General features: G+C 64.2%; 20 protein-coding genes and 1 pseudogene. 10 read left to right on the top strand and 11 right to left on the bottom strand.

Translation table 11 applies throughout. The annotated features are described in order from the left end of the window. The first annotated feature begins 169 nt into the window (after positions 1 to 169). Positions 170 to 1,153, top strand: coding sequence for a Dyp-type peroxidase (locus tag FJ490_RS11610; RefSeq protein WP_140516541.1), 984 nt, complete (start codon positions 170 to 172; stop codon positions 1,151 to 1,153). A gap of 112 nt (positions 1,154 to 1,265) precedes the next feature. On the opposite strand, the gene FJ490_RS11605 is transcribed toward FJ490_RS11610, so the two are convergent. Both FJ490_RS11605 and FJ490_RS11600 read right to left on the bottom strand, forming a co-directional pair. Continuing rightward, positions 1,266 to 1,787, bottom strand: a complete 522-nt coding sequence (locus FJ490_RS11605; RefSeq protein WP_140521184.1) for a hypothetical protein — start codon at positions 1,785 to 1,787, stop codon at positions 1,266 to 1,268. A gap of 99 nt (positions 1,788 to 1,886) precedes the next feature. Next, positions 1,887 to 3,302: an FAD-linked oxidase C-terminal domain-containing protein gene (locus tag FJ490_RS11600; RefSeq protein ID WP_140630943.1), complete on the bottom strand. Its 1,416-nt coding sequence runs from the start codon at positions 3,300 to 3,302 to the stop codon at positions 1,887 to 1,889. Positions 3,303 to 3,517: 215 nt separating this feature from the next. Between FJ490_RS11600 and FJ490_RS11595 the strand changes: the two genes are divergently transcribed. Together FJ490_RS11595 and FJ490_RS11590 are read left to right on the top strand one after the other, a co-directional pair. After that, on the top strand, positions 3,518 to 4,003 hold the full coding sequence (locus FJ490_RS11595; protein ID WP_140495288.1) for a thioesterase family protein: 486 nt from the start codon (positions 3,518 to 3,520) through the stop codon (positions 4,001 to 4,003). A 147-nt stretch (positions 4,004 to 4,150) separates the two neighbouring features. Beyond that, positions 4,151 to 4,348 (top strand): hypothetical protein, encoded by a 198-nt coding sequence (locus tag FJ490_RS11590; RefSeq protein ID WP_140495286.1) that lies wholly within the window; start codon positions 4,151 to 4,153, stop codon positions 4,346 to 4,348. Positions 4,349 to 4,398: 50 nt separating this feature from the next. On the opposite strand, the gene FJ490_RS11585 is transcribed toward FJ490_RS11590, so the two are convergent. Continuing rightward, positions 4,399 to 4,878 (bottom strand): Lrp/AsnC family transcriptional regulator, encoded by a 480-nt coding sequence (locus FJ490_RS11585; RefSeq protein WP_140729178.1) that lies wholly within the window; start codon positions 4,876 to 4,878, stop codon positions 4,399 to 4,401. Between the two features lie 89 nt (positions 4,879 to 4,967). Here FJ490_RS11585 and FJ490_RS11580 point away from each other — a divergent pair, with 89 nt between their 5' ends. After that, positions 4,968 to 5,867, top strand: a complete 900-nt coding sequence (locus FJ490_RS11580; RefSeq protein WP_140623152.1) for an EamA family transporter — start codon at positions 4,968 to 4,970, stop codon at positions 5,865 to 5,867. Positions 5,868 to 5,875: 8 nt separating this feature from the next. Here the strand turns inward: FJ490_RS11580 and FJ490_RS11575 are convergent, their stop codons facing one another. Continuing rightward, complete coding sequence (locus tag FJ490_RS11575; RefSeq protein WP_140729179.1) at positions 5,876 to 6,772, bottom strand: dienelactone hydrolase family protein; 897 nt, start codon at positions 6,770 to 6,772, stop codon at positions 5,876 to 5,878. Positions 6,773 to 7,015: 243 nt separating this feature from the next. Between FJ490_RS11575 and FJ490_RS32655 the strand changes: the two genes are divergently transcribed. Both FJ490_RS32655 and FJ490_RS11570 read left to right on the top strand, forming a co-directional pair. Further along, complete coding sequence (locus FJ490_RS32655) at positions 7,016 to 7,165, top strand: hypothetical protein (RefSeq protein ID WP_181165306.1); 150 nt, start codon at positions 7,016 to 7,018, stop codon at positions 7,163 to 7,165. Between the two features lie 9 nt (positions 7,166 to 7,174). Then, entirely contained in the window at positions 7,175 to 7,609 is a 435-nt protein-coding gene (locus tag FJ490_RS11570; RefSeq protein WP_140516555.1) for a hypothetical protein, read from the top strand. A 29-nt stretch (positions 7,610 to 7,638) separates the two neighbouring features. On the opposite strand, the gene FJ490_RS11565 is transcribed toward FJ490_RS11570, so the two are convergent. Then, a complete protein-coding gene (locus tag FJ490_RS11565) occupies positions 7,639 to 9,954 on the bottom strand; it encodes a glucose/quinate/shikimate family membrane-bound PQQ-dependent dehydrogenase (protein WP_140729180.1) in 2,316 nt (771 codons plus the stop codon). Between the two features lie 182 nt (positions 9,955 to 10,136). Here FJ490_RS11565 and FJ490_RS11560 point away from each other — a divergent pair, with 182 nt between their 5' ends. After that, positions 10,137 to 12,821: a UvrD-helicase domain-containing protein gene (locus tag FJ490_RS11560; protein WP_140516559.1), complete on the top strand. Its 2,685-nt coding sequence runs from the start codon at positions 10,137 to 10,139 to the stop codon at positions 12,819 to 12,821. A gap of 186 nt (positions 12,822 to 13,007) precedes the next feature. Here FJ490_RS11560 and FJ490_RS11555 read toward each other — a convergent pair whose 3' ends face one another. The 3 genes and pseudogenes from FJ490_RS11555 to FJ490_RS11545 form a co-directional block, all read right to left on the bottom strand. Further along, positions 13,008 to 13,322 carry a hypothetical protein gene (locus tag FJ490_RS11555; protein ID WP_140495272.1) on the bottom strand — a complete coding sequence of 105 codons (315 nt, stop codon included), beginning with the start codon at positions 13,320 to 13,322 and terminating at the stop codon, positions 13,008 to 13,010. Positions 13,323 to 13,444: 122 nt separating this feature from the next. After that, positions 13,445 to 14,998 (bottom strand): trimethylamine methyltransferase family protein, encoded by a 1,554-nt coding sequence (locus tag FJ490_RS11550; protein ID WP_140567339.1) that lies wholly within the window; start codon positions 14,996 to 14,998, stop codon positions 13,445 to 13,447. 12 nt (positions 14,999 to 15,010) lie between these two features. Then, positions 15,011 to 17,421, bottom strand: a pseudogene (locus FJ490_RS11545) (FAD-dependent oxidoreductase). A 311-nt stretch (positions 17,422 to 17,732) separates the two neighbouring features. Between FJ490_RS11545 and FJ490_RS11540 the strand changes: the two are divergent. Both FJ490_RS11540 and FJ490_RS11535 read left to right on the top strand, forming a co-directional pair. After that, positions 17,733 to 19,223 (top strand): esterase-like activity of phytase family protein, encoded by a 1,491-nt coding sequence (locus tag FJ490_RS11540; RefSeq protein ID WP_140656812.1) that lies wholly within the window; start codon positions 17,733 to 17,735, stop codon positions 19,221 to 19,223. A 167-nt stretch (positions 19,224 to 19,390) separates the two neighbouring features. Further along, a complete protein-coding gene (locus FJ490_RS11535) occupies positions 19,391 to 20,863 on the top strand; it encodes an MATE family efflux transporter (RefSeq protein WP_140579999.1) in 1,473 nt (490 codons plus the stop codon). 12 nt (positions 20,864 to 20,875) lie between these two features. On the opposite strand, the gene FJ490_RS11530 is transcribed toward FJ490_RS11535, so the two are convergent. Together FJ490_RS11530 and FJ490_RS11525 are read right to left on the bottom strand one after the other, a co-directional pair. Beyond that, positions 20,876 to 22,084 carry an MFS transporter gene (locus tag FJ490_RS11530; protein WP_140675374.1) on the bottom strand — a complete coding sequence of 403 codons (1,209 nt, stop codon included), beginning with the start codon at positions 22,082 to 22,084 and terminating at the stop codon, positions 20,876 to 20,878. Between the two features lie 196 nt (positions 22,085 to 22,280). After that, positions 22,281 to 22,685: an SH3 domain-containing protein gene (locus FJ490_RS11525; RefSeq protein WP_140495260.1), complete on the bottom strand. Its 405-nt coding sequence runs from the start codon at positions 22,683 to 22,685 to the stop codon at positions 22,281 to 22,283. 237 nt (positions 22,686 to 22,922) lie between these two features. Here FJ490_RS11525 and FJ490_RS11520 point away from each other — a divergent pair, with 237 nt between their 5' ends. Further along, entirely contained in the window at positions 22,923 to 23,498 is a 576-nt protein-coding gene (locus FJ490_RS11520; protein ID WP_140495258.1) for a TMEM175 family protein, read from the top strand. A 4-nt stretch (positions 23,499 to 23,502) separates the two neighbouring features. Here the strand turns inward: FJ490_RS11520 and FJ490_RS11515 are convergent, their stop codons facing one another. Beyond that, the gene (locus tag FJ490_RS11515; protein ID WP_140521198.1) at positions 23,503 to 23,784 is read right to left on the bottom strand and encodes a hypothetical protein; all 282 of its coding nucleotides are present in this window, start codon (positions 23,782 to 23,784) and stop codon (positions 23,503 to 23,505) included. Positions 23,785 to 23,832 lie beyond the last annotated feature (48 nt).

Genomic DNA, 23,832 nt, shown 5'->3' with positions numbered 1-23,832 from the left:
ATAAAGAGGCAATTCGATCGTCGTCGGCGACAACCATGGACGGCGTTCGATGTTGCGCGGTCGCTCTTGATCGCGATACCTTGCTTTGGGCGTCCTCGCCCTGTTCCGGTCGCGGCGTTTTCCGATCCGGGATCGTCTGAAACAATCCTGGAAAAGCGGAGAATTGGGGATGTCGGGGAAGAACTGGGACCGTGTGCCGATCGATGCGCAGAGCGTCGATGCGCCGCTTTCGCAATCAGCGATTTTCCTTGTCGTCACCATAGCCGATGAACAGGCGGTTCTCGGAAAGGTTTGTTCCGTACTCGGCGACCTTGACGACCTGGTCAAGACTGTCGGGTTCCGCGACCTCGGCGGCCGCCTGTCCTGCATCGCCGGCATCGGCCACGATCTATGGAACCGGCTCAACCCCGGCCGGCGGCCGGCGGAGTTGAAGCGGTTCGCGCCGATCAAGGGTGCGGTTCACGCCGCGCCCACGACGCCGGGCGACCTTCTCTTCCATATCCGCTCCGAGCGGCCCGACATGTGCTTCGAGTTCGAGCGTATCCTGCTGGACAGGCTTGGTCCCGGCGTGACCGTCGTCGACGAAGTCTCGGGCTTCCGTTATTTCGATGCCCGCGACCTGCTCGGTTTCGTCGACGGCACAGCCAACCCCACCGGCCTCGATCTGCCCGCCTCGGCGCTCGTTGGCGACGAAGATCCCGATTTTGCCGGCGGCAGCTATGTCGTCGTTCAAAAATACCTGCACGATCTCCAGGCGTGGGCGCGAATCCCCACGCCCGTGCAGGAGGCGATCATCGGCCGAACCAAGATCGACAACATCGAAATCGATGATGACGAAGCGCCGCGCAAATCGCACAAGTCGCTCGCCACCATCGAGGATGCCGACGGCACCGAACATGACATATTGCGCGACAACATGCCGTTCGGCCGGCCGGGGCAACGGGAATTCGGCACCTACTTCATCGGCTATTCGAGATATCTCTGGGTGATCGAGAAGATGCTGCAGCGCATGTATGTCGGCGATCCGCCCGGCGCCTACGACCGGCTGCTTGATTTCTCCACCCCTCACACCGGCACGACATTCTTCGCACCGACACGGCCGATGCTGCAGGTGCTTGCCGAAGCAGCGCCAGAGAAGTTGGCCACTCGGTAAACGACGCACACAGCAAAGCGGCCTACCGACCACGTGCCGGCGGAGAAGCGTTTGTCGTGCTTCGGCGTGCTGCGGAGATCAGCACGCGATCATCGGCGTCATCAGTGCGAATTCAACGCGCGTCGCGCTTTGCCTGCGCCACCTTGGCCGCTTTGCGTTGTCGGCCGAGCTCGGCCGGCCGAACCAGATTCGGCGTCCTCTGGTTTGCCACCGCTCGCATGCCCTTGTGCGCAGTGCGCGCGTTGAACGCTGGACCATCCGTCGGCGCTTTCTGCTTCAGGGCCAGCGCCTTGCGCGCGCTGTCGACCAATGAGACGCGCGCCGTCAACTGGCGGCGCCGTTCGGCCTCGCCATTCAACCGCCGCATGGCCATCGCCAGCACCGCAAGCTTCAACTGAGAGCCGCCATCGGCCTTTGAAGCGACAGCCCCTTTCGGTGTGCCCTTGCCCCGGATTTCGCGCCGGCGTCGACGCGCCTCGGTCTGCGCCTTGTCGCGCCGCTCCCGCAGGCGTTTGACGAGGCCGGACAGATCGGCGTCGGAAAGGTCCTGGACCGCCGGATGGTGCGATTTTTCCACCAGCTCGTGTTCGTCGGCACTCAGCGCGCGCGCTTCTTCCTTGCGTGAAATCGCCATGACACCACTCCTCCGCTTGGGTTGCCCGTCTTCTGGGCCTTCAGCACACGGAGTCTCGGCCCGATTGGAGGTGGGGTCAAGACGAGCCGATGACGGCGTCTACTCGGCAGCCGGCAGGATCTTGCCCGGGTTCATGATATCGAGCGGATCGAGCGCCTGCTTGATCGTGCGCATGATGTCGACGCCGTGGCCGAGCTCATGGCGCAGGAAGCCGATCTTGCCTTGGCCGATGCCGTGCTCGCCGGTGCAGGTGCCCTCCATGGCGATGGCCCGCATGTTGAGCCGCGCCACGAACTTTTCCGACAGCGCGATTTCCTTCGGGTCGTTCACGTCCATCAGCACCAGGACGTGGAAATTGCCGTCGCCGGCATGGCCGACGATCGGCGCGACAAGCCCCATTTCGGCGATATCGGCCTCGGTTTCGGTGACGCATTCGGCAAAACGCGAGATCGGAACGCAGACGTCGGTCGACAGGCCCTTGGCGCCTGGCCGCAGCGTCAGCGACGACCAATAGGCGTCATGTCTGGCCTTCCAAAGTTTGGTGCGCTCCTCGGCGACACTGGTCCACAGGAACGGTCCGCCGCCATTCTCCTCGGCGATCATGCCGAAGGTCTCGGCCTGCTCGGCAACGCCGGCATCACTGCCATGGAATTCGACGAACAGGCACGGGCTTTCGGGATAGTCGAGCTTGGAATATGTCTTCATCGCCCGCATCTGCAGCGCGTTGACCAGTTCGATGCGCGCCACCGGAATGCCCATCTGGATCGTCGCGATGACGGCGTTGCAAGCCGCTTCGACGCTCGGAAACGGGCAGACACCACCGGAAATCGCCTGCGGAATCCCTTGCAGCCTCAAGGTCAGCGAGGTGATGATGCCGAGCGTGCCTTCCGAGCCGACCACCAGCCGTGTCAGGTCATAGCCGGCCGAGCTCTTTTTTGCCCGCTTGCCAGTGGTCACCGCCTCGCCATCGGCCATGACGGCCGTCAGCGATAGCACGTTCTCGCGCATCGTACCGTAGCGCACCGCGTTGGTGCCTGAGGCCCGTGTCGCCGCCATGCCGCCCAGCGAGGCATTGGCGCCGGGATCGATTGGAAAAAACAGGCCGGTGTCGCGCAGATGCCGGTTGAGATCCTCGCGAGTCACCCCGGGCTCAACCGTGCAGTCGAGATCCTGCGGATTGACCGAGAGGATCCGGTTCATCCGGGAAGTGTCGACCGAGATGCCGCCGCCCGGCGCGTTGGTGTGGCCTTCGAGCGAGGAGCCGACGCCGAAGGCGATCACCGGCACGCGGTGCGCGGCGCAGGCGCGCACGATCTCCTGTACCTCGGCGGTCGTTTCCGGGAAGACGACGCCGTCCGGCGCCTGCGTCGGGATGTAGGTTGTCGTATGCGCATGCTGGGAGCGAACCGCCTGGCCGGTCTGAAAGCGCTCGCCAAACCGCTGCTTGAGGATGCCGAGCACGGCGGCGATGCCTTCTTCGTTGCGCTCGACCGGATTGAGGTCGCTCAGGGCCATGAATTCCTCCGCGAATGGACCAGTGTCCATGCTTGTCATGCATTTATGGATGATGCCTAACGCAATTCCAGGAAAAGTGTGAAGCGGTTTTCCCCGGAAAAGCGCCTAGCGCTTTCCCTGGGGAATTGTATCAAAGAGGCGGTCCGACGTTTCCGTGAAACGATGAACCGCTCTTACAACCACGCTCTGTCCAGCACCAGAACAAGGAAGTTGCCATGCCGATCCCCGCCCCTTTTGTTTCTCAGCCAATGGCTATCGAGAAGGACTGGATCGATTATAACGGCCATCTCAACATGGCCTACTACAACGTCCTGTTCGACCGCTGTTCGGATGAAGCCTTCGAGGCGATGGGCATGGGGCTGGATTATGTCAAGAACCGTCGCCTCACCATCTACACCGCCGAAGTCCATGTCTGCTACGTGCAGGAACTGCATCTCGACCACAAGGTCACGGTCTCCTTCCAGCTCATCGACCATGACGAGAAGCGGCTGCGGTTCTACCAGGAAATCCGCCATGCCGACGGCTGGCTCGCCGCCACGTCCGAGCAGCTTGCACTGCATGTCGACATGTCCGGCCCCAAGGTAGCCCCCTTTCCCGCCGACGTGCTGGCCAAGATCGAAGCGATGCGCGCCGCTCACGCAGCCTTGCCGATGCCCGAACGCGCAGGCCGCTCGATCGGCATCAAACGCAAGACGGCTTGAACCCGCCCGGGGCCCGCGTTAACCTTACCGAGGTTTTAACGGGAACAAGCCGATTGGACCGTTGCGCGACTCAGCGGGCCGTTCGAAAACGATCCGCATCGAAGTAGCGACACGGGCGGCGGGGCATAGCCGATTCGGGGGACGTGCATGAAAACCGATATCAAAGTCGAGGTGGACAGGCTCGCCGCCGATCCGCGCATTACCGACTATGATTTCTGGCGCTCGCTGAAGAACGTCAACAACGAGATCTTCCACATCGCCAACAACAATGAGCCGATCCCCTTCGACATGATCCGCTGGCGCGTCATCCTTAAGCAGGCCCGCATGAAGCGCGGCCACGCCTGACGCTGCGGGTAGAGCGGCCACTCCGTTGACGACATTCCGGGCGTTTGACCTCAACCCTGCCGCCTGATCGCCGCCAGCGGCGAGCGCGCCGCCACCGGCGAAGACTGGATGATCGCCGTGTTGGTCATCGCGTAGGGAATGATACGGTCGATCACCCGTTCGAGTTCGACCACCGAGCCGACATGCGCCAGCGCGATGAAACAGTCCTCGCCGGTTACCCGGTCGCATTGCGCGATCTCGGGTAGGTCGCGGATGATCTCGGCCACGACGGCGAGCTGCCCCGGCACCGGCCTGATGCGCAGCCATGCCGACAGGTTCAGGCCAAGCGCCGCCGGATTGATCCGCACGCAATAGGCTTCGATGACGCCGCTCTCCTGAAGCTGCTTGATGCGCTCGGACACGCTCGGCGCCGACAGGCCGACGGCGCGCGCCAGCTCGGCCGTGCTGGCGCGCGCATCTTTTTCCAGCAGGCGCAGTATCTTCAGATCGACCGCGTCGAGGTCGAGATTTTCGTTTCGAAGGCGCTTCATCAAAAACTCCTTGCATCCGGAAAGCGACCGAGGTCCCTGAACGACCACTGCCCATATCAGACGGAAAAAATACCTGCGATACTGATCCGATGAACGATCGGACGCAAGTCCAAACCTCGCCCACAGGTGCGGCCTTTACCAGCCTGCCGACATCGCTGCCGCCGCATGTCTGGTTCTGCGTCAGCGCCGTGTTCCACTATCTCGGCCCTGCCTTCGCCGTGCTTTTGTTTGCGCAGATCAGCGTGCTTGGCATGGCCTGGCTGCGCATCGCCACCGCCGCGTTGATCTTCGCGCCGCTGACGCGTCCGTGGCGAACCTTCGCCCAGGCCGATCGGTCGACACGGCTGCTGCTGCTCGCCTTCGGCGTCTGTCTGGCAGTGATGAACTGCTCCTTCTATCTGGCGCTCGACCGCCTGCCGATTTCGCTGGTGGCCGCGATCGAATTCGTCGGCACCATCGGCGTCGCGCTGGTCGGTCTCCGAAGCGCGCGCAATCTCGCTGCCCTTGCCGTCGCCGTGGCCGGCACCTTGCTGCTGATCGACGTCAAATGGTCCAGCGATCCTATCGGCCTGTTCTGGGCCTTCCTCAACGGCGCGCTGTTTGTGGGCTATATCGTGCTTGGCCACCGCGTCGCCGCTTCAGGCGCCGGCGGCGGCATTGCCGGGCTCGGCGCCGCGATGGCCGTGGCCTTCCTGGTCGTGCTGCCGATCGGCCTCACCGACGCGTTGCCCGCCTTTTTCTCCGCGCCGCTGCTGCTGGCGGCCATCGGCGTCGGCATCTGCTCCTCGGTCATCCCCTATATCTGCGACCAGCTCGCCATGGCGCGGCTGCCGCGGTCGAGCTTCGCGCTGATGCTGTCGCTGCTGCCAGTCACCGCGACGCTGATCGGCATTCTCGTGCTGCGCCAGATCCCCGGCATCAGCGACTGCATCGGTATTGCGCTGGTGGTGGCCGGCGTCGCCTTGCATAGGCCTGCGAGCACGCAGTAGATCCTCCGCTAAGCCAGTTTCTCCTTCAGGAAGGCGACGGTCCGGCCCCAGGCGAGATCAGCCGCCTTCTTGTCATAGCGCGCTGCCGAAGTGTCATTGTTGAAGGCGTGATTGGCGCCTTCATAGACATAGACTGTGTATTCGACATGCGCGGCATCGAGTTCCTTCTTGAAGGCGTCGATGCCGGCATTGGTCCGTTCGTCCAATCCGGCATAGTGCAGCAGCAGCGCCGCCTTTATCTTGGAAACGTCCGCGGCCTTCGGCTGCATGCCGTAATAGGCGACACTTGCCGCCAGATCAGGCGCGTTCACGGCGAGCATGTTGGCCGTGCCGCCGCCCCAGCAGAAACCGACGACACCGACCTTGCCGTTGCCGTCCTTGTCGGCCTTGAGGAAAGCCACCGTCGCGACGCCATTGGCGACGGTCTGCGCCGGATCCAGCTTGGTGAACATGTCGCGCGCCTTGTCCTCGTCGGCGGGCGTGCCGCCGAGTGGCGATAGGAAATCCGGAGCGAGCGCCACGAACCCCTCCAGCGCCACGCGCCGGGCGACGTCGCGTATATGCGGGTTGAGCCCCCTGTTTTCGTGGATGACGATGACGGTGCCGAGCTTGCCCGCCTGGTCCGCCGGCTTGACCAGATAGCCCTTCATCTCGCCGCCGGCGCCGGGATAGGTGATGTCCTGGCCTTTCACGCGGGGATCGTTCTCGGCGACGATGGCCGCTTGGGCAGAGTTGGCAGCCAGCATCGGCGCGATCGCCGCGGCCGCCGCCCCGGATCCCGCAAGCCGGGTCAGTTGCTCCATGAAGCGGCGGCGATCGAGTGTCAGATGCGTGTATTCGTCATAGGCGTCGATCATCGCCTGGGTGATCCCAAGCTTTGCTGGTCTGGCGGCTGCTTTGGTCATGGCGCATTCCTCGGCTTCAGGCTTCAACACCGGAGCTAGATAGGGGCGCGGCCGGCCCGGTCCAGCCTGGATGAGCGCAGCGGCAAGCATCGGCCGCAGCCAGTGAAGCCGGCAACGCCGGCGCCCGCCCCATCACTTTTTGGTCATCGCCGATAAATCCTGCCGGCACTGCCACAATGGTAAGGGAAGCTGCGTGCTACCGATGCCCGTCCCATCCCGTCCCGACCAGAAGGACACCCGCCGATGATCGTGCCTATCCTCACCAGCGCGTTCGTCCTTGCCCTGGCTGCCGCTCAGGCATTACGCTTCCGGCTTGTGGACGCAGGCAGGCGGTCGATGATCGAGCTTCGCATCGGCCGGGACCGCCGCCCAGACCCGAAATCCCAAATTTGAGGTGAGACCATGAACGTCCAGGATATCGTCAACACCGTCTCGCAAAAGGCGGGCCTCGACCAGGCAACGACCGAGAAAGTCGTCGGCACCATCTTCTCGGTGCTGGAGCACGAGGCGGAAGGCACCAAGGTTTCGGGTTTCTTCGCCAAGATTCCCGGCGCCGATGATCTCGCCCGCCAATACGACGTCATGGCCGCCGGCGCGGCCGGCGGTGGTGGCCTGCTGTCGTCGCTGCAAGGCGCGCTGGGCGGTGTTCTCGGCGAAAAGGCCGGCGCACTGATCAACGGCGTCGCCGCGCTCAAGGCTTCCGGCCTCGACATGGCGCAGATCAGGCAGGCCGGCGCCACGCTGATCCAGCAGGCCGAAGCCGCCGCCGGGCCTGATCTCACCAATGAAGTGCTCGGCTCGGTACCCAGCCTGAAGAGCCATCTCGGAATCAGTTAGGGCGCGATCCTGCGAGACCGCACCCGTTCCTACTTCGGCAGCGCATACGCCATCACGTAATCGCCGGGCTTGGTGCCGACCGAGCCATGGCCGCCGGCGACGATGACCACGAACTGGCGCCCGTCAGCCACCGTATAGGTCATCGGCGTCGATTGCCCGCCGGCTGGCAGGCGCGCCTGCCAGAGCTGCCTGCCTGAGGTCAGGTCGTAGGCGCGCAGGTAGTCGTCGACCGCGGCGCCGAGGAAAGCCACCCCGCCGGCGGTGATCATCGGCCCGCCAATGCCGGGCACGCCGACCTTCAGCGGCAAAGGCAGCGGCGTCATGTCATAGACCGTGCCGTTCCTGTGCTTGTAAACGATCTGTCCGGTCCTGAGGTCGGCGCCGGCGACATAGCCCCATGGCGGCGCCTGGCACGGAATGCCGAGCGGCGACAGGAACGGTCCCATCACCACCGCATAGGGAGCGCCGTCATTTCGGTTCAGCCCCTGCTCGCTGCCCTTGGCGTCGCCTGGCGGAGGCACGTCCGCGCGGGGCACAAGCCTGGAGGTGAAGGCGAGATAGGTCGGCATCCCGAACAGCACCTGCCGGGCCGGATCGACCGCCACGCCGCCCCAATTGAAGACGCCGAAATTGCCGGGATAGACCAGCGTGCCCTGCAGCGATGGCGGCGTGTAGCGGCCCTCATAGCGCAGCCTGTGCAACGCAATCCGGCACGCCAACTGGTCGAACATGGTGATGCCCCACATGTCGGCATCGGTCAGCGGCGGCGGATTGAAGGAAAGGTCCGACACCGGCTGCGTGGGCGATGTGTAGTCGCCTTCGATGGCGCCGCCGGGCGCCGGCACTTCCTTGACCGGGATGACCGGCTCGCCGGTGCGCCGGTCGAGCACGTAGAGGTCGCCCTGCTTGGTCGGCCCGACCAGCGCCGGCACGACCGTTCCGTCGGTCTTGGTGATGTCGACAAGGCTCGGCTGCGCCGGCACATCCATGTCCCAAAGGTCATGATGCACGGTCTGGCGCACCCATTTCAATTGCCCCGTATTGAGGTCGAGCGCGGTGATCGAGGAGGAGAATTTCTCGACATTGGCGCTGCGGCCGGCGCCGAGCTGGTCCGGCGTCTGGTTGCCGAGCGGTATGTAGAGCAGGCCGAGCTTTTCGTCGGCACTCGGCGTCGACCACATGTTGGGCGAATTGGCGGTGTAGGTCTGGCCTGCCGCTAGCGGCGTGGTCTGCTCGGGATTGCCGGAATCCCAGTTCCAGATCAGCGCGCCCGTGGAGGCATCGAAGGCGCGGATGACGCCGGAGGGCTCCTGCGTGGAATAATTGTCGTTGACCGCGCCGCCGACGACGATCTTGTCGCCTGATATCAGCGGCGCCGATGTCGAATAGTAATAGCCGGACTTGGGATAAGGCATGCCGGTCAGAAGGTTCAGCGTACCGCCTTCGGCAAACGCCTGACAGACCTGACCGTTGGCGGCGTCGAGTGCGATCAGCCGCGCATCCGAAGTCGGCAGGTAGACACGCGCGGCGCAAGGCTGCCCGGCACCGATCTTGGCATCGGCGTAATAGGAGACGCCGCGGCAGGTCTGGTGCTGGCGGTCCTTGTCGAGCTTGACCTGGGGATCGTAGCGCCACTTCTCCTTGCCCGTGGCGGCGTCGATGGCGATGGCGAAATTGTGCGGCGTGCAGATGTAGAGCGTATCGGCGATCTTCAGCGGCGTCACCTGATAGGTGGTCTCACCGACGTCGTCGGGACCTTTCACGTCGCCGGTGCGATAAGTCCAGGCCGGCTGCAGGTTGGCGACGTTCTCCGGCGTGATCTGGTCGAGCGGCGAATAGCGCTGGCCATAGGGCGTGCGGCCGTAGAAGTGCCATTCGCCGGCAGGTATGTCGCCGCCGAGATCGGCCGCCGGGGTCACCTTGTCGATGTCGAGATTGCCGGCAATATCCTTGGGATCGGTCGTCATTGAATAGCCGGCGACCGCCAGCGACGCCAACACGGCGAGAATGAGCGGCGCGCGGCCATCGGGACCAATAAGGCCCCGCCTCGCCCACGGCGTCAGCAGCCACAGCGCGACGAGCACGATGATGCCGCCGCGGGGCCCGAGTTCCCACCAGTCGAAGCCGATTTCCCAGACCGCCCAGGCAAGCGTGCCCAGCACGATCGCGGCGTAGAGCCAGAGCGCGGTGGATCTGCGCCGGTAGAGCAGCCATGCGGCGATGAGGAAGGCGATGCCTGATATGATGTAGTACCAGCTGCCTCCCAGTGAAGCCAACCAGATGCCGCCGGCGCCAAGCGCGAGGCCGATGAGGAGGAGAATGAGGGAGGTGATGGTGACAGCCAAGATGATACTCCTTCGACTGTTGCGCGCCTCGAGGCGGCCGTGGGCAACAGGATCCCCTCCCTGCCCTTTGCGCAGCTTTCCCTCACCCGCCCTGCCTGTCAAGCAGGCCGGAAACAATCAGGAGTGGAACAAAACGTAGACAGTTCTGGTCTTTCTCCACCGAATCACTACATTCGGGGGCGATGTCCGGCTTTTCCGAAGACATGCCCTTTTTCGATGAACCCGATGCGCGGCCCACCGCCCCGTCGGGCATCGCCGCGCGCGCCATGGCTGCCCGCGGCGGCCACAACAACGCGCCCGACTATCTCAAGGGGTTGAACCCCGAGCAGCGGCTGGCGGTGGAAACCACCGAAGGTCCCGTTCTGGTGCTGGCCGGCGCCGGCACCGGCAAGACGCGCGTCTTGACCACCCGCATCGCCCACATCCTGGCGACCGGAAAAGCCTTTCCCTCGCAGATCCTGGCCGTGACCTTCACCAACAAGGCCGCGCGCGAGATGAAGCAGCGCATAGGCATCCTGATCGGCGAAGGCAATGTCGAGGGCATGCCCTGGCTCGGCACCTTCCACTCGATCGGCGTCAAGCTCTTGCGCAGGCACGCCGAGCTTGCCGGGCTGAAATCCGACTTCACCATTCTCGACACCGACGACGTCGTGCGGCTGATCAAGCAATTGATCCAGGCCGAGGGCCTCGACGACAAGCGCTGGCCGGCCAAGCAGTTCGCGCAGATGATCGACGGCTGGAAGAACAAGGGGCAAGGCCCGGACGACATTGCCGAGGGCGATGCGCGTAGTTTCGCCAACGGCAAGGGCCGCGAGCTCTACAAGGCCTATCAGGAGCGCCTGCAGACGCTGAACGCCTGCGATTTCGGCGATCTGCTCTGCCACCCTATCCGCATCTTCCGCGCCAATCCGGACGTGCTGAAGGAGTATCACAAGCGGTTCAGATACATCCTGGTCGACGAGTACCAGGACACCAACACCGCGCAATACATGTGGCTGCGGCTCCTGGCGCAGCGGCCAAATAGCGGACGTAGCGCGACGTCTACGGATTTGCATTCGGCCGAAGGCCGCAAGCCCGACCGGGCGTCCGAGCCTTTGCGAGGCCCCTCCCGCGACGCCGAAGGCGCGCAGAAAAGAGGGGTCGGGCCCGCGCCGGCAGGCGCGGAACAGCCCGTGAGCGAAAACAAAGTAAACATCTGCTGCGTCGGCGACGACGACCAGTCGATCTATGGCTGGCGCGGCGCGGAGGTCGACAACATCCTGCGCTTCGACAAGGATTTTCCCGGCGCCACCATCATCCGGCTGGAGCGCAATTATCGTTCCACCGCGCATATCCTCGGCGCCGCTTCGCACCTCATCGCCCACAATGAAGGTCGCTTCGGCAAGACGCTGTTCACCGATCGCGACGACCCCGAGGATGGCAAGGTCAACGTCCACGCCGCCTGGGATTCCGAGGAGGAAGCACGCGCCGTCGGCGAGACGATCGAGGCTTATCAGCGCCAGAAGCACAATCTCAACGACATGGCGATCCTGGTGCGCGCGTCCTTCCAGATGCGCGAGTTCGAGGACCGCTTCGTCACGCTCGGTCTCAACTACCGCGTCATTGGCGGCCCGCGCTTCTATGAGCGCATGGAGATCCGCGACGCACTTGCCTTCTTCCGCGTCGTCGCGCAAGGCGCCGATGATCTCGCCTTCGAGCGCATCGTCAATGTGCCCAAGCGCGGCCTCGGCGAAACCACCATCCGTCAGATCCACGACACGGCCCGCGCGCTGCGTGTACCGATGCTGGAAGCCGCTGCCAAGCTCGCCGAGAGCGATGAATTGAAGCCCAAGCCGCGCGCCGCATTGCGCGAGGTCGCCGCCAATTTCGAACGCTGGCAGAAGGCGCTGGAAACCACGCCGCATACTGAGCTCGCCGAGACCATCCTGGAAGAGAGCGGCTACACCGACATGTGGAAGAACGACCGTTCGGTCGAGGCGCCCGGCCGGCTGGAAAACCTCAAGGAGCTGATCCGCTCCATGGAGGAGTATGAATCGCTGCGCTCCTTCCTCGAACATGTCGCTCTGGTCATGGATGCCGAGCAGAACGCCGAACTCGACGCCGTCAACATCATGACGCTGCATTCGGCCAAAGGCCTCGAGTTCGAGACCGTTTTTCTCCCGGGCTGGGAGGAAGGCCTGTTCCCGCACCAGCGCGCGCTGGACGAAGGCGGCCGTTCCGGCCTGGAGGAAGAGCGCCGGCTGGCCTATGTCGGCGTCACCCGTGCCAAGAAGAACCTGCACATCTGGTTCGTCTCCAACCGCCGCATCCACGGCCTGTGGCAATCGACGATTCCCTCCCGCTTCCTCGATGAACTGCCTGAAACCCATGTCGAAGTCGCCGAAAGCGGCAACTCCTATGGCGGCTACGGCAATTCCTATGGCGGCGGCTCGTTCGCTTCCGGCCGGGGCGGCCGCCAGAACCCCTATGGCGCCTCGCGCTTCGACAATGTCGGCGCCGAAAAATCCGGCGCCTTCGCCAACAGCTACGCCACGCCGGGCTGGCAGCGGGCGCAGCAGAACCGCACCGAGGCGACCGATCGCAACTGGGGCTCGCGCTCCGGCCACCAGATCGAGCGCATCGGCTATGGCGAGACCGACAGCGGCTACGGCGCCGGCCGCACGAGCATCAAGGGCCGCACCATCGATGGCGAGTTGGTCGCCAAATCCGTCGCCGACACGCCGTCCCCCTTCAACGTCGGCGACCGCGTCTTCCACCAGAAATTCGGCAACGGCAACATCGCGGCCATCGAAGGCAACAAGCTGACCATCGACTTCGACAAGGCCGGCCAGAAACGCGTGCTGGATGGGTTTGTCGCGGCTGTGTGAGAAAAAATGGACACTCACTCGCGTAAGGAGCTGGTCAAAAATCCTGAGGTTTTCTTGTGAAAATCGAAGTAGATTTTGACCCTAATTCTATTTGCGATTTCACAGCCAAAATTGATTGGAATGAATTCCAATGGCGTGGACGTCCGAAGTGAACGGAACTTTCGGTAGTCACCCGGGCCGGACCGCTCAGTCCACTTTCTTCTCGCCCGCCTCGCCAGCCTTGACGATATCGCCGGTCGTAAACAGGATTTCCTTCAGTTCCGCGCGCCAGTCCTGCTTCTGACGCAGCAGGAATTCGAGGTCCATGCCGAAATGCTTGAACTCCTCGCCTTGCGCGTTCTTCATGATGGCGCGGGCCTGCGGGTCCTTCTCCACCGACATGCGCTGTTCATACCAGGAGATCGCTTCCGCTTCCTCGATCAGCGAGGTGATCATGCGGGCGAAGGTTCGCACCTCCTGCGACAATTCTTCGGGCGGTTCGTGGTACTGATCGAAACCCATGTGGTCGTCCTCCTCAATGGCTCGCAATGCGAGCAGGCACCGGCCGTGCCATGAATGCATGAGAGGTGCAGCGGGTTCCGGATCGCACCCACAATTCAGGACGATGAGAGGAATAAGCTATCTCACGACACCGGCGCCGCCCCGCCCTGTTCGGTGCGGCGCGCGATGAAATCATCGAGCACAGCCGACGTGGCAATGGCCGTCGCCGGCGGCTCGAAATCGGCGAGGATGCGCTTCCAGATACCGGTGGCGCGTTCGGTTGCGGTCTTGGAACCGGCCTGCGTCCAGTTGCCGAAATTCGACCAGTCGGCCACCAGCGGCTCGTAGAAAGCGGTGCGGTAGCGCGCCATGGTGTGGCCGGCCGAGAAGAAATGGCCGCCCGGCTGCACTTCGGCGATTGCCTCGAAGCCGATGGCATCGTCGTCGCCGGGCGTGGCGGCGCACAGTTCAGCCACCGTCTGCAACGCCTCGATGTCGGTCACCAGCTTTTCGAAGGAAACGCTCAGCCCCCCCTCCAGCCAGCCGGCGGCATGGATGCACACGGTGGCGCCCGCCAGCACCGAGCCCCACAGCGCAAACTGCGTCTCATGCGCCGCCTGCGCATCGGAGATGTTGGCCGCGCTGCCGCCGCCCGAACGCCACGGCAGGCCGGTGAAGCGCGCCAGTTGGCCGGCCCCCAGCGTCGCCTTGATATGTTCCGGCGTGCCGAAGGCCGGCGCGCCCGATTTCATGTCGACATTGGAGGAGAAGGAGCCGTAGACGACAGGCGCGCCCGGCCGCACGATCTGCGCCAGCGTCAACCCGGCCAGCGCCTCGGCATGCTGCAGCGTCAGCGCGCCGGCCACCGTGATCGGGGCCATCGCACCCGCCAGGCAGAAGGGCGTGATGATCAGGACCTGGCCCGCCCTGGCGAAGTCGATGATGCCTTGCGCCATCGGGATGTCGAGCTGGCGCGGCGAATTGGTGTTGATGACGGTGTAGCAATGGGCGCCCGAGCGGAACTCGTCCTCGGACAGCCCGCGCGCCAACCTGATCATGTCGAAACTATCGTCGACCTGCGGGGTGCCGCGCGCGAAGATGAAGGGAAGCTTGTCCGACAGGGTCAGTTGCGCCCGGTTGACGGCGTAGTGGCGAAAACGGTTGTCGATGTCCTGCGGCTCGACGCAAGGTCCCAGCATGTGCAGCACGTCGAAATGCTGCACCAGCTTGATGAACTCCTCGAAGGCCGCCAGTGTGCCTGGTCGGCGGCCGCGTTCGAGGTCAGTGACGTTCGGCGCGCCGCACCCTGCCAGGAAGGTCATCGACCCGAGTTCCAGCGTCAGATCGCGGGAGCGGTCACCGGCATGGGTCTGGATCGATTTTGGCGCCGAGGCCAGTGCGGCCGCCACCATGTCGCGGCCGATCCGCACCATGTCGGTTTCGGGGTCGATCAGGGCGCCGGCGCGAGCGAGCAGGTCGCGCGCCTGCGGCAGCAGAACCTTGATGCCCAGCTCCTCCAGCACGCGCAGCGCCGTGTCGTGGATCGAGGCGACGTGGTCGTCCGAAAAGATTGGCTGCGGCAGGAATGGGTTCTTCAGAGAGCGGTAATTGGGCCGGCGGCTGCTCTCGCTGCCGGCCTCGCCGATGCGTCCTCGCCGGCGCTCGCGCCTGCCTTCGCGTGCCGCGTCATCGATCATCCGGAAACCTCCTCATTGCCGCATCGCCTTGCCCAAGGGATCGTAGGGCGAAGCCGGAATGACACGCGCCGGCCGCTCGGTGCCGACAATGTGCACGCAAAGCGCCGTTCCTTCCTCGGCAAAATCGTCATCCACCAACGCCAGCGCGACGCTCTTGCCGATCGTGTAGCCAAAGCCGCCGGAGGTGACGAAGCCGACGCGCCGAGCGCCGTGCCAGACCGGCTCGAAGCCGCTGGCGTCCGCGTCGATGGCATCGACTTCCAGCGTCACGATCCGTCGTGCAACACCGGCCTTGCGTTCCTTCAGCGCCGCCTCGCGGCCAATGAAATCGCCCTTGTCGAAAGCAATGAAGCGGTCGAGCCCTGTCTGGCCGGGCGTGTAGCCTTGCGTGAATTCACGCGACCAGATGCCGAAGCTCTTTTCCAGCCGAAGCGCGTTGAGTGCGTAATAGCCAATCTCGGCGAGGCCGAGATCCTCGCCGGCGGCAAGCAGCGTTTCGCGCAATGTGGCATGCATGGTGGCCGGGCAGTTGATCTCGAAGCCGAGTTCGCCGGCGATGGAGAGGCGAGCCATCCTTGCCCGCACCATGCCGATGTCGAATTCGCCGCATGCCATGAATGGCAAGGCTTTGGCGGAGATGTCCTGGTGCGTCGTGCGCTCGACGATCTTTCTGGCATTGGGGCCGGTGACCAGAAAGCCCGACATCGCATCTGAAATATCGGTGACGCAAACGCCTTCAGCCATATGCGCTTCGAACCAGCGCATGTGGAATTCGCGCAGATAGTAGGAGCCCATCAGCCAGTAGTCGCCATTGCCCCAGTTGAAGACGGTGAGATCGCCCTTCAGCCGCCCGTCCGGCCCGAGCATCGGCGCCAGCCTCGCCTGTCCCGCCTTCGGCAGCCTGCAGGCCAGCAGCCTGTCGAGCCAGGCCTCCGCGCCCGGTCCCGTGATCGCGTAGCGCGCATAGGCCGAGATATCGATGAGGCCGGCGGCGCGCCGGACTTGCAGCGCCTCGTCACCGACGATGTCGAAGGCGTTGGAGCGCCTGAGCGTCGTCTCCTCGCGGAATCCCATCGGCGCGAAATAGGCGGGGATTTCCAGCCCCCAGGAAGCCGTCCATTCGCAGCCCGCCGCACTCATGCCGTCATAGGCGCCGGGGCGTTTCAGCGGCCGGCCCGCAGGCAGCCGTTCGTTGGGAAAGGTCATGACGAAACGACGAGAATAAAACTGTCGCGTCGTCTGCCTGAGATATTCCCGGTTTGCGGCGAAGGCGCCGTAGCGGGCGATGTCCATGCCGAAAATGTCGGCCTGCGGCTCGCCGTAAATCATCCACTCGGCCAGCGACTTGCCGACGCCGCCGCCCTGGCTGAAGCCGGCCATGACGCCGCAGGCGACCCAGTAATTCTTCAGGCCGCGGACCGGCCCGACGATCGGATTGCCGTCCGGGGTGAAGGTGAAGGCGCCGTTGACCCATTTGCGGATGCCTGCCGTCGCCAGGCAAGGGAAGCGCTCATGCGCCTTGGCAAGTTCCGGGCCGATGCGGTCGATGTCTTCGGGGATGAGCTCGATGCCGTAATCCCACGGCGCGCCGTCCATGTTCCAGTGCTTCGGGTTCTGCTCGTAGACGCCGAGCAGCACGCCCTTGCGCTCCTGCCGCAGATAGGAAAAGCCGTCGAGATCGACGGCCAGGCCGATCTCCTTGTCGAGGGCAGCGACTTCCGGAATGTCCTCGGTGACGAAATAATGGTGCTCCATCGGCGTCACCGGCAGTTCAACCCCGGCCATGCGGCCGAGTTGCTTGGCCCACAACCCGCCGGCATTCACGACATGCTCGGTGGTGATGGTGCGTTGCTCTGTGACCACGTCCCAATGGCCATCGGCCCGCGCCTTCAGCTCGACCACGCGGTTGCGCAGGATCACGTCGGCGCCGCGCTTCTTGGCGGCACCGACATACGCATGCGTCGTGCCGTAAGGGTCGAGATGGCCCTCGTTGGAATCGTAGAGGCCGCCAAGCACGCCGGTGACGTCGACGATCGGGCAGATCGCCTTGATCTCGTCAGGCGTCACCAGCCGGGCGGTCTCGATGCCGACCGACTGGAATACCGCCCAGGCCGATTTCAGCCACTCCCAGCGCGCCGGATCGCTGGCTATGTTGACGCCGCCGGTCATGTGCAGCCCGACGTCCTGGCCGGATTCGGCCTCGATCTCGCGGTAAAGGTTGATGGTGTAATCCTGCAGCGCGGCGACATTGGGATCGGCGTTGAGCGCGTGGAACCCTGCCGCCGCATGCCAGGTGGAGCCCGCCGTCAGTTCGGCGCGCTCGATCAGCGCCACATCCGACCAGCCGAACCGCGCCAGGTGATAGAGCACCGAAGCGCCCACCACTCTCCCCCGATGACGACTGCGCGGTAGTGAGACTTCAAGGCTTCCCTCCTCCACGGACTGTTCGAAACCGGAACCATATACGTACTGTACATGAGTGTCTAGTACTGCGAACAGCTCCTGGACGGTGTCGAACCTGTCTCGGAACGATCGATTTTTTGGCGCGGCCGCACTTCCCCAGCAGCGTCGCGGCGGGCCGACGCGAATGCGTCACCAACTGTCATGCAAGCATCATGTTCGCGCCTTAGACCGCTTGGCGAGGGCATAGCCGCCCTCCAGGGCGGCAGCCTCGCCGCCCCCAGGCAACCTCGGAATTCCGCCGTCCCGGCGCTTTGTCATCAAGGGGATATCCATGACGCATTTACGCTCGTTCTCGTTGCGGCTGCTGGCCGCCGCGCTGGTGGCCTCGGCCGTTTCGCTGCCTGCCTTCGCCGACAGCTCGGCCAGCGTCGGCGGCGCCAGTTTCGTCAACAAGGGGCTGGTGGGGGTTGGCCGCATCCCGGCCGGCCAGCGCGACAGGTTCGGCGAGACCTTCGGCTCCGGCTCCGGCATGTCGATCGACACCGCGGGCTGGACGCATGATGCCGGCACCTACAGAGGCTCGCTGTGGCTGCTGCCCGACCGCGGTTATAACGTCGTCGGTACCACCGACTACCGGCCGCGCCTCAACACGATCAACATCGAGTTCGCCCCGGTGGCACCAGGTGCCGCGCCCGCGGCCGGCCAGGAGCAGACCGGCGTCAAGGCGACGCTCGCCGACACCATGCTCCTGACCGACGACAAGGGTGCCGACGTCACCGGTCTCGACCCGCTGAACGGCGTGCGTCCCGCCGCCGGCGACATGCCTGTCCTGCCGCAGGCCGACAATGGCAAGCTCGCGCTCGACAACGAGGCGATCGTGCGGCTGCCCGACGGCACCATGCTCGTCTCCGACGAATACGGTCCCGACATCTACCGCTTCTCCGCCGACGGCCGTCTGATGTCGGCGACCCAGCCTCCGGCCGCGCTCGTGCCGATGCGCCACGGCACGGCCAATTTTGCTTCCGACAATCCGGGCCCAGGTGCTGCCGAACCCGACCCAAAGGATCCTGAGACCGGCCGCCAGAACAATCAGGGCCTCGAAGGCATGGCAATGACGCCGGACGGCAAGTTCGTGATCGCGGTTTTGCAGTCGGCGACCCGGCAGGACGGCGGCGATTCGGCCTCGACGCGCCAGAACACCAGGGCGCTGGTCTATGACGCCTCCGATCTTGCCCATCTCAAGCTGGCACATGAATATGTCGTGCCGCTGCCGGTGTTCAAGGACGCCAAGGGCAAGACCAAGGTGGCTGCGCAAAGCGAGATCGTGGCGCTGTCGGACACGGCTTTCCTGATGCTGGCGCGCGACAGCGGCAATGGCCAGGGCCTGAAGGGCGAAGAGTCGCTGTATCGCAAGATCGACATTGTCGACCTTTCCGGCGCGACCGACATCGCCGGCGGTCCCTTCGATGCCGCCGACAAGCCGGTGGCGCGCAAGGGCGTGCTCGATCCGTCGGTCACGCCGGCAAGGCTGATGCCGTTCATCGACATCAACGACAAGGCCGAGCTTGCCCGCTTCGGGCTGCACAATGGCGCGCCCAACGACAAGGACAACCTCTCGGAAAAGTGGGAAGCGATGTCGCTGGCGAGCGTGCTCGATCCGAAGCTGCCCGACGACTATTTCCTGTTCGTCGCCAACGACAACGATTTCCTCGCCCAGGACGGTTTCCAGGTCGGCGCGCCCTACAAGGCCGAGGACGGCGCCGATGTCGACACCATGTTCCTTGTCTATCAGGTCACGCTTCCCGGCCTCGCCAGGAAGTAAGCATCTTGCAGCAGGCGCCGCCTGGCGCCTCCTGCCCGACAAGCTTGATCGGATGCACGACGGCGTGCCTTGCCCGCCGTCGCTCCTTTCGCAAGGGTGCATCCCGGTCGGGCCTGCGGTATCCTGCGTGCCGGACTCAAAAGAACCAGCTTTGCCGGATGCCCGCCATGGATGAAAAGATGCCCGCGCGCCGGCGCACCGGTGACCTGACCAGCGGCCCCATTCCGCGCACGCTCCTGCTGTTCGCCCTGCCGGTGCTCGGCTCCAACGTGCTGCAATCGCTCAACGGCTCGGTCAACGCTGTCTGGGTCGGCCGCTTCCTCGGCGAATCCGCGCTTACCGCCACCTCGAATGCCAATCTGGTGCTGTTCCTCATCCTCGGCACGGTATTCGGCATCGGCATGGCGGCCACCATACTGGTGGCGCAATCGGTCGGCGCCCGCGATCTCCCCGAGGCACGCCGCATCGTCGGCACCAGCGCCACCTTCTTTTTCTTCGTCTCGGTGCTGTTCGCCGTCTGCGGCTGGATCTGGGTCGACACCATTCTGGGCGCGCTCGGCACACCGCCCGACGCCTTGCCGCTGGCGCGCTCCTATTTGCGCATCATCTTCGTCGCCGTGCCGATGATGAACCTTCTGTCCTTTGTCATGACGGTGCTGCGCGGCGCCGGCGATTCGCGCACGCCGTTCTTTTTCATGGCGCTCGCCGTCGTGCTCGACATCATCTTGAACCCACTGCTCATCCGCGGCATCGGGCCGTTCCCCGAGCTCGGCATCGCCGGCTCGGCGACCTCGACGCTTGTCGGCCAGACAGTGAGCGTCATTGCCATCCTGATCGTGCTCTATGTCCGCAAGCATCCGCTGCGTCTGGCCGGCGCCAATCTGGCGCTGCTGCGGCCGGACCCCGCCTTGCTGCGCGTCGTCGTCTTCAAGGGCGTTCCGATGGGTTTGCAGATGATCGTGATTTCGGCCGCGGCCCTGACGGTGATGGGCATCGTCAATTCCTACGGTTCGCAGGTGGCCGCCGCCTACGGCATCGCCGCGCAGTTATGGACCTACATCCAGATGCCCGCGCTCGCCATCGGCGCGGCCGTGTCCTCGATGGCGGCGCAGAATGTCGGCGCCGGCCGCTGGGACCGCATCAGCCGCATCGCAGCGTCAGGCGTCGGCTTCAACCTGGTGCTGACCGGTGCTCTCGTGGCACTTCTATGGGTCTTCGATCGCTCGATCCTCAGCCTGTTCCTGAGCCGCGACAGCGCGGCGATAGACATCGCCGCTCACATCAACAACGTCGCGTCCTGGTCGTTCATCCTGTTCGGCGTCACCATCGTGCTGTTCGCCACCGTGCGCGCCACGGGCGCCGTGATGCCGCCGCTGGTCATCCTGGTGATCTCGGTGCTGGTCGTGCGCACCGGCTTTGCCTATTTCATGCGGGATGTGATCGGCGAGGAAGCGCTGTGGTGGAGTTTCCCGGCCGGCTCGATCACCTCCCTGCTGCTGGCCGCGGCCTACTACCGTCTCGGCGGCTGGCGCACCCTGCACATGATCGAGAACCGGCCGGCCGCCGGCGAGCCGCCCGACACCGGGCTCGGCGTGCCGCGCCAGCGCGCGCATTTTTCCCCAGAGACGCCGAACGGCTGAAGCTGGCCGCTCTCAAGGCCTGTTTTTCAACCCAAAGCCCAGCGCGACCAGCGCAAACACGATGATCATGCCGGCGAACGCCAGGCTGGCCGCGATGGGGCTGGCATAGGTCGAGATGATGCCAATACCGATGACGGGCAAGGCATTGCCGATAAAGCAGCAAATGAAGAAGCTGGATACCACTTCGGCGCGGCGATCCTCCGGTGCGATCTCGTTCACCACCTGCAGGCTACCACGATAGCCGAGTGCGGCCGTCACGCCGCAGCAGGCGGTGGCGGCGATCATCAGCGCCATCGACGCCAGCATCTGCGCCGCCACCACCATGAGGATGCTGGGAATCATCAACGCCAGCGCGGTCAGCATGGCCTTGCCGCTCCGCATTTGCTTCAGCGCTACGATGCTGAGCGCGGTGACGATCGCCAATTCGAAGAACAGCGCACCGGCGACAGCATGGTTCGTCTCATGCAGTTGCTGCGCCAGGATGCTTGGCGCCACCGCGGCATAGAAGCCGACCAGCGCCATGGCGCCGAAACCGGTCACCGCCGGCGCGACGAAGCGCGCGCGGATTTCATCCGGCACGGCAAAGTGCGGCCGCATGGAAATCTGCCCGAGGCCGCCAGGCTCCGCCACCGTTTCGCGTGTACGCCAGACCAGGATGGAGACGATCACAAGCGCCGCCAGATAAACGATGAAGACCAGGCGCAAGGGCCACGGTTCATACTGCGCCAACAGTCCCGAAACGAGTGCGCCGAAACCGAGGCCCAGGAAATTGGTGCTGGTGGCAATGACGCTGGCGCGCGCCTTGTCAGCGCCGGGGAGAAGCTCGGCGATCCATGCCGTTCCGGTCCCCGCGCCGACACCGATGCCAAGCCCGCTCAGGACGCGCGCCACATCGAGCAGAACGACATTGTTGGCGAACAGAAAGACAAGCGCGCTGGCGACGGCGACGATCATGGCCGCGAGAGCGGCAGGCCGGCGCCCAACGACATCCGACGCGCCGCCCAACATCAGCAGGGCGCCGAGATTGCCGACGACATAGACCGCGTAGACCAGCGTCAGCGTGATCTGTGAAAAGCCGAATTGCTGCTTGTAGATGATGTACAGCGGCGTCAGCACCGTGCTGCCGGCAAACAGAACGGCGATCATTGTGGCAACCACCGGAATTGCGAGAGCCTCGCCGCCTGCTTCGTTGCGCGTATGCGCCAAGTCACGAATGGCCATGGCCAAACCTCTTCATCGGTTCAGGGATCGCGACCTTAACGCGCCCTTACTCCCGACGTTCCGGCCGGCCGGCGGGCTCCTGACAGCATGACGGACGTTGTCTGGACCGGGAAACCCGTTGGCTGAACAGGCTCGTGTCGGAGCCGATGGTTCCGATCCGTCACGACATCCTGTCGTGTGACCCCGCTGCAATCCGTTATTTGCAGGAGAAACCTGGTGCGATCTTGCACTTCCCGGGACGCGGTTTGTGCGGTGGGCGATGGTGCGGAGGACGGTGCGGCCGATGCTGCCAGTGCGGCGGACCATGCGGCGGGCGCACGATGATCACCGGCGGGCGAACGACATGGGCCCGCGAGAGATAGCCGGAACTGGCCCAGCCGCTGAAGCCGCCGCCATGGATTCTGCACCAACCCGGTTGGCAGCCGGTGACGTTCACCCTGTAGCCGGCTGGCAGCGTCCCCACCTTGGCATATCCCGACCCGGGCCCGGAGCGCACGTTGAGGTTGGTGGTGGTGTGGGCGCTGTAGGCGAACGCGGCGGCCGACGTGCCGAGGATGGCGGCCAGAATGGTCGCGAGGCAGAGCAGAAATCGAAATCTCATCCGTCACTCCATTCGATCGCTCGGCCGTATGTGGTTCAGCCGAGCCTGTCTTCGATGGAGGACTGTGGCAAGAAAAGTCAACAATTTGCCACAGCAAACCATTGCCGCGAGCCGGCCTGGCGGGAGAGTTTCCCCTGATATAGTTGAGAAATTCCCCGGATGGCGTTTATCGGCCTGACAACATCAGCTAACGATTTACCATCTTCAACGATCGACACCGGACATAGGGCGCAAATCATGGGCAAAGGCAGGGTCGAGGCATTCACCGACGGCGTCGTGGCCATCATCATCACCATCATGGTGCTTGAACTGAAGGTGCCGCATGGCGAGGATCTCTCGGCCTTGCTGCCGCTATGGCCGATCTTCTTCAGCTACGTGCTGTCCTTCATCAACGTCGGCCTTTACTGGAACAATTTGCACAATATGTTCCACACCGTGCAGCGGGTCGACGGCCGCGTGTTGTGGGCGAACCTCAATCTCCTGTTCTGGCTGTCGCTGATGCCGGTGACGACGGCCTTCATGGGCGAAAACCATTTCGCGCCGGTGCCGGTCGCCGTCTACGGCGCCGATCTTGCGCTGTGCGCCATCGCCTACTTCATTCTCGTCGTGACGCTTCACCGATTGCACGGCAACGATACGGCCTTTGCCAGGGCGATCGGCAACGACCGCAAGGGCAAGATCTCGCTTGTCGCCTATCTCTGCGCCATCCCGCTGACCTTCATCAGCCAGTGGATCGGCGTCGCGATCTATGTACTGGTTGCCCTGGTCTGGCTTGTGCCGGACCGGCGTTTCGCACGCGTGATCGAAAAATAGGGATCTATTCGCGCATCGCTTTCAGCTTCTCGGCCACCGACGCGGCAAGATCGGCGTAGCGCTCTTCCAGCCGTTCCGCCGCCTTGATGACCGCAAAGTCATGGCCGAACTTTTCCAGCGCCATGCGCAGCTTCTCGACGAAATCCGCCTGTTTTTCCAAGGCGGAAAACAGCGTCTTCACCTGTGCTTCGTTGATCTCGGGGTTTGCCAGCATCTGCGGCACTTCGCGGCTCATCTGATCGCCAATGGTGGTCTGCTGCTTCAGGATTTCGATCCAGTCCATCAATCGGGAAATCTCCTTTTTGCGAGGCACCATGCGCAGTCTCGGCTGGAC

Source organism: Mesorhizobium sp. B2-5-11, from assembly GCF_006440835.1.
Lineage (GTDB): Bacteria > Pseudomonadota > Alphaproteobacteria > Rhizobiales > Rhizobiaceae > Mesorhizobium.
This window is presented reverse-complemented; position numbering and strand designations above follow the sequence as displayed.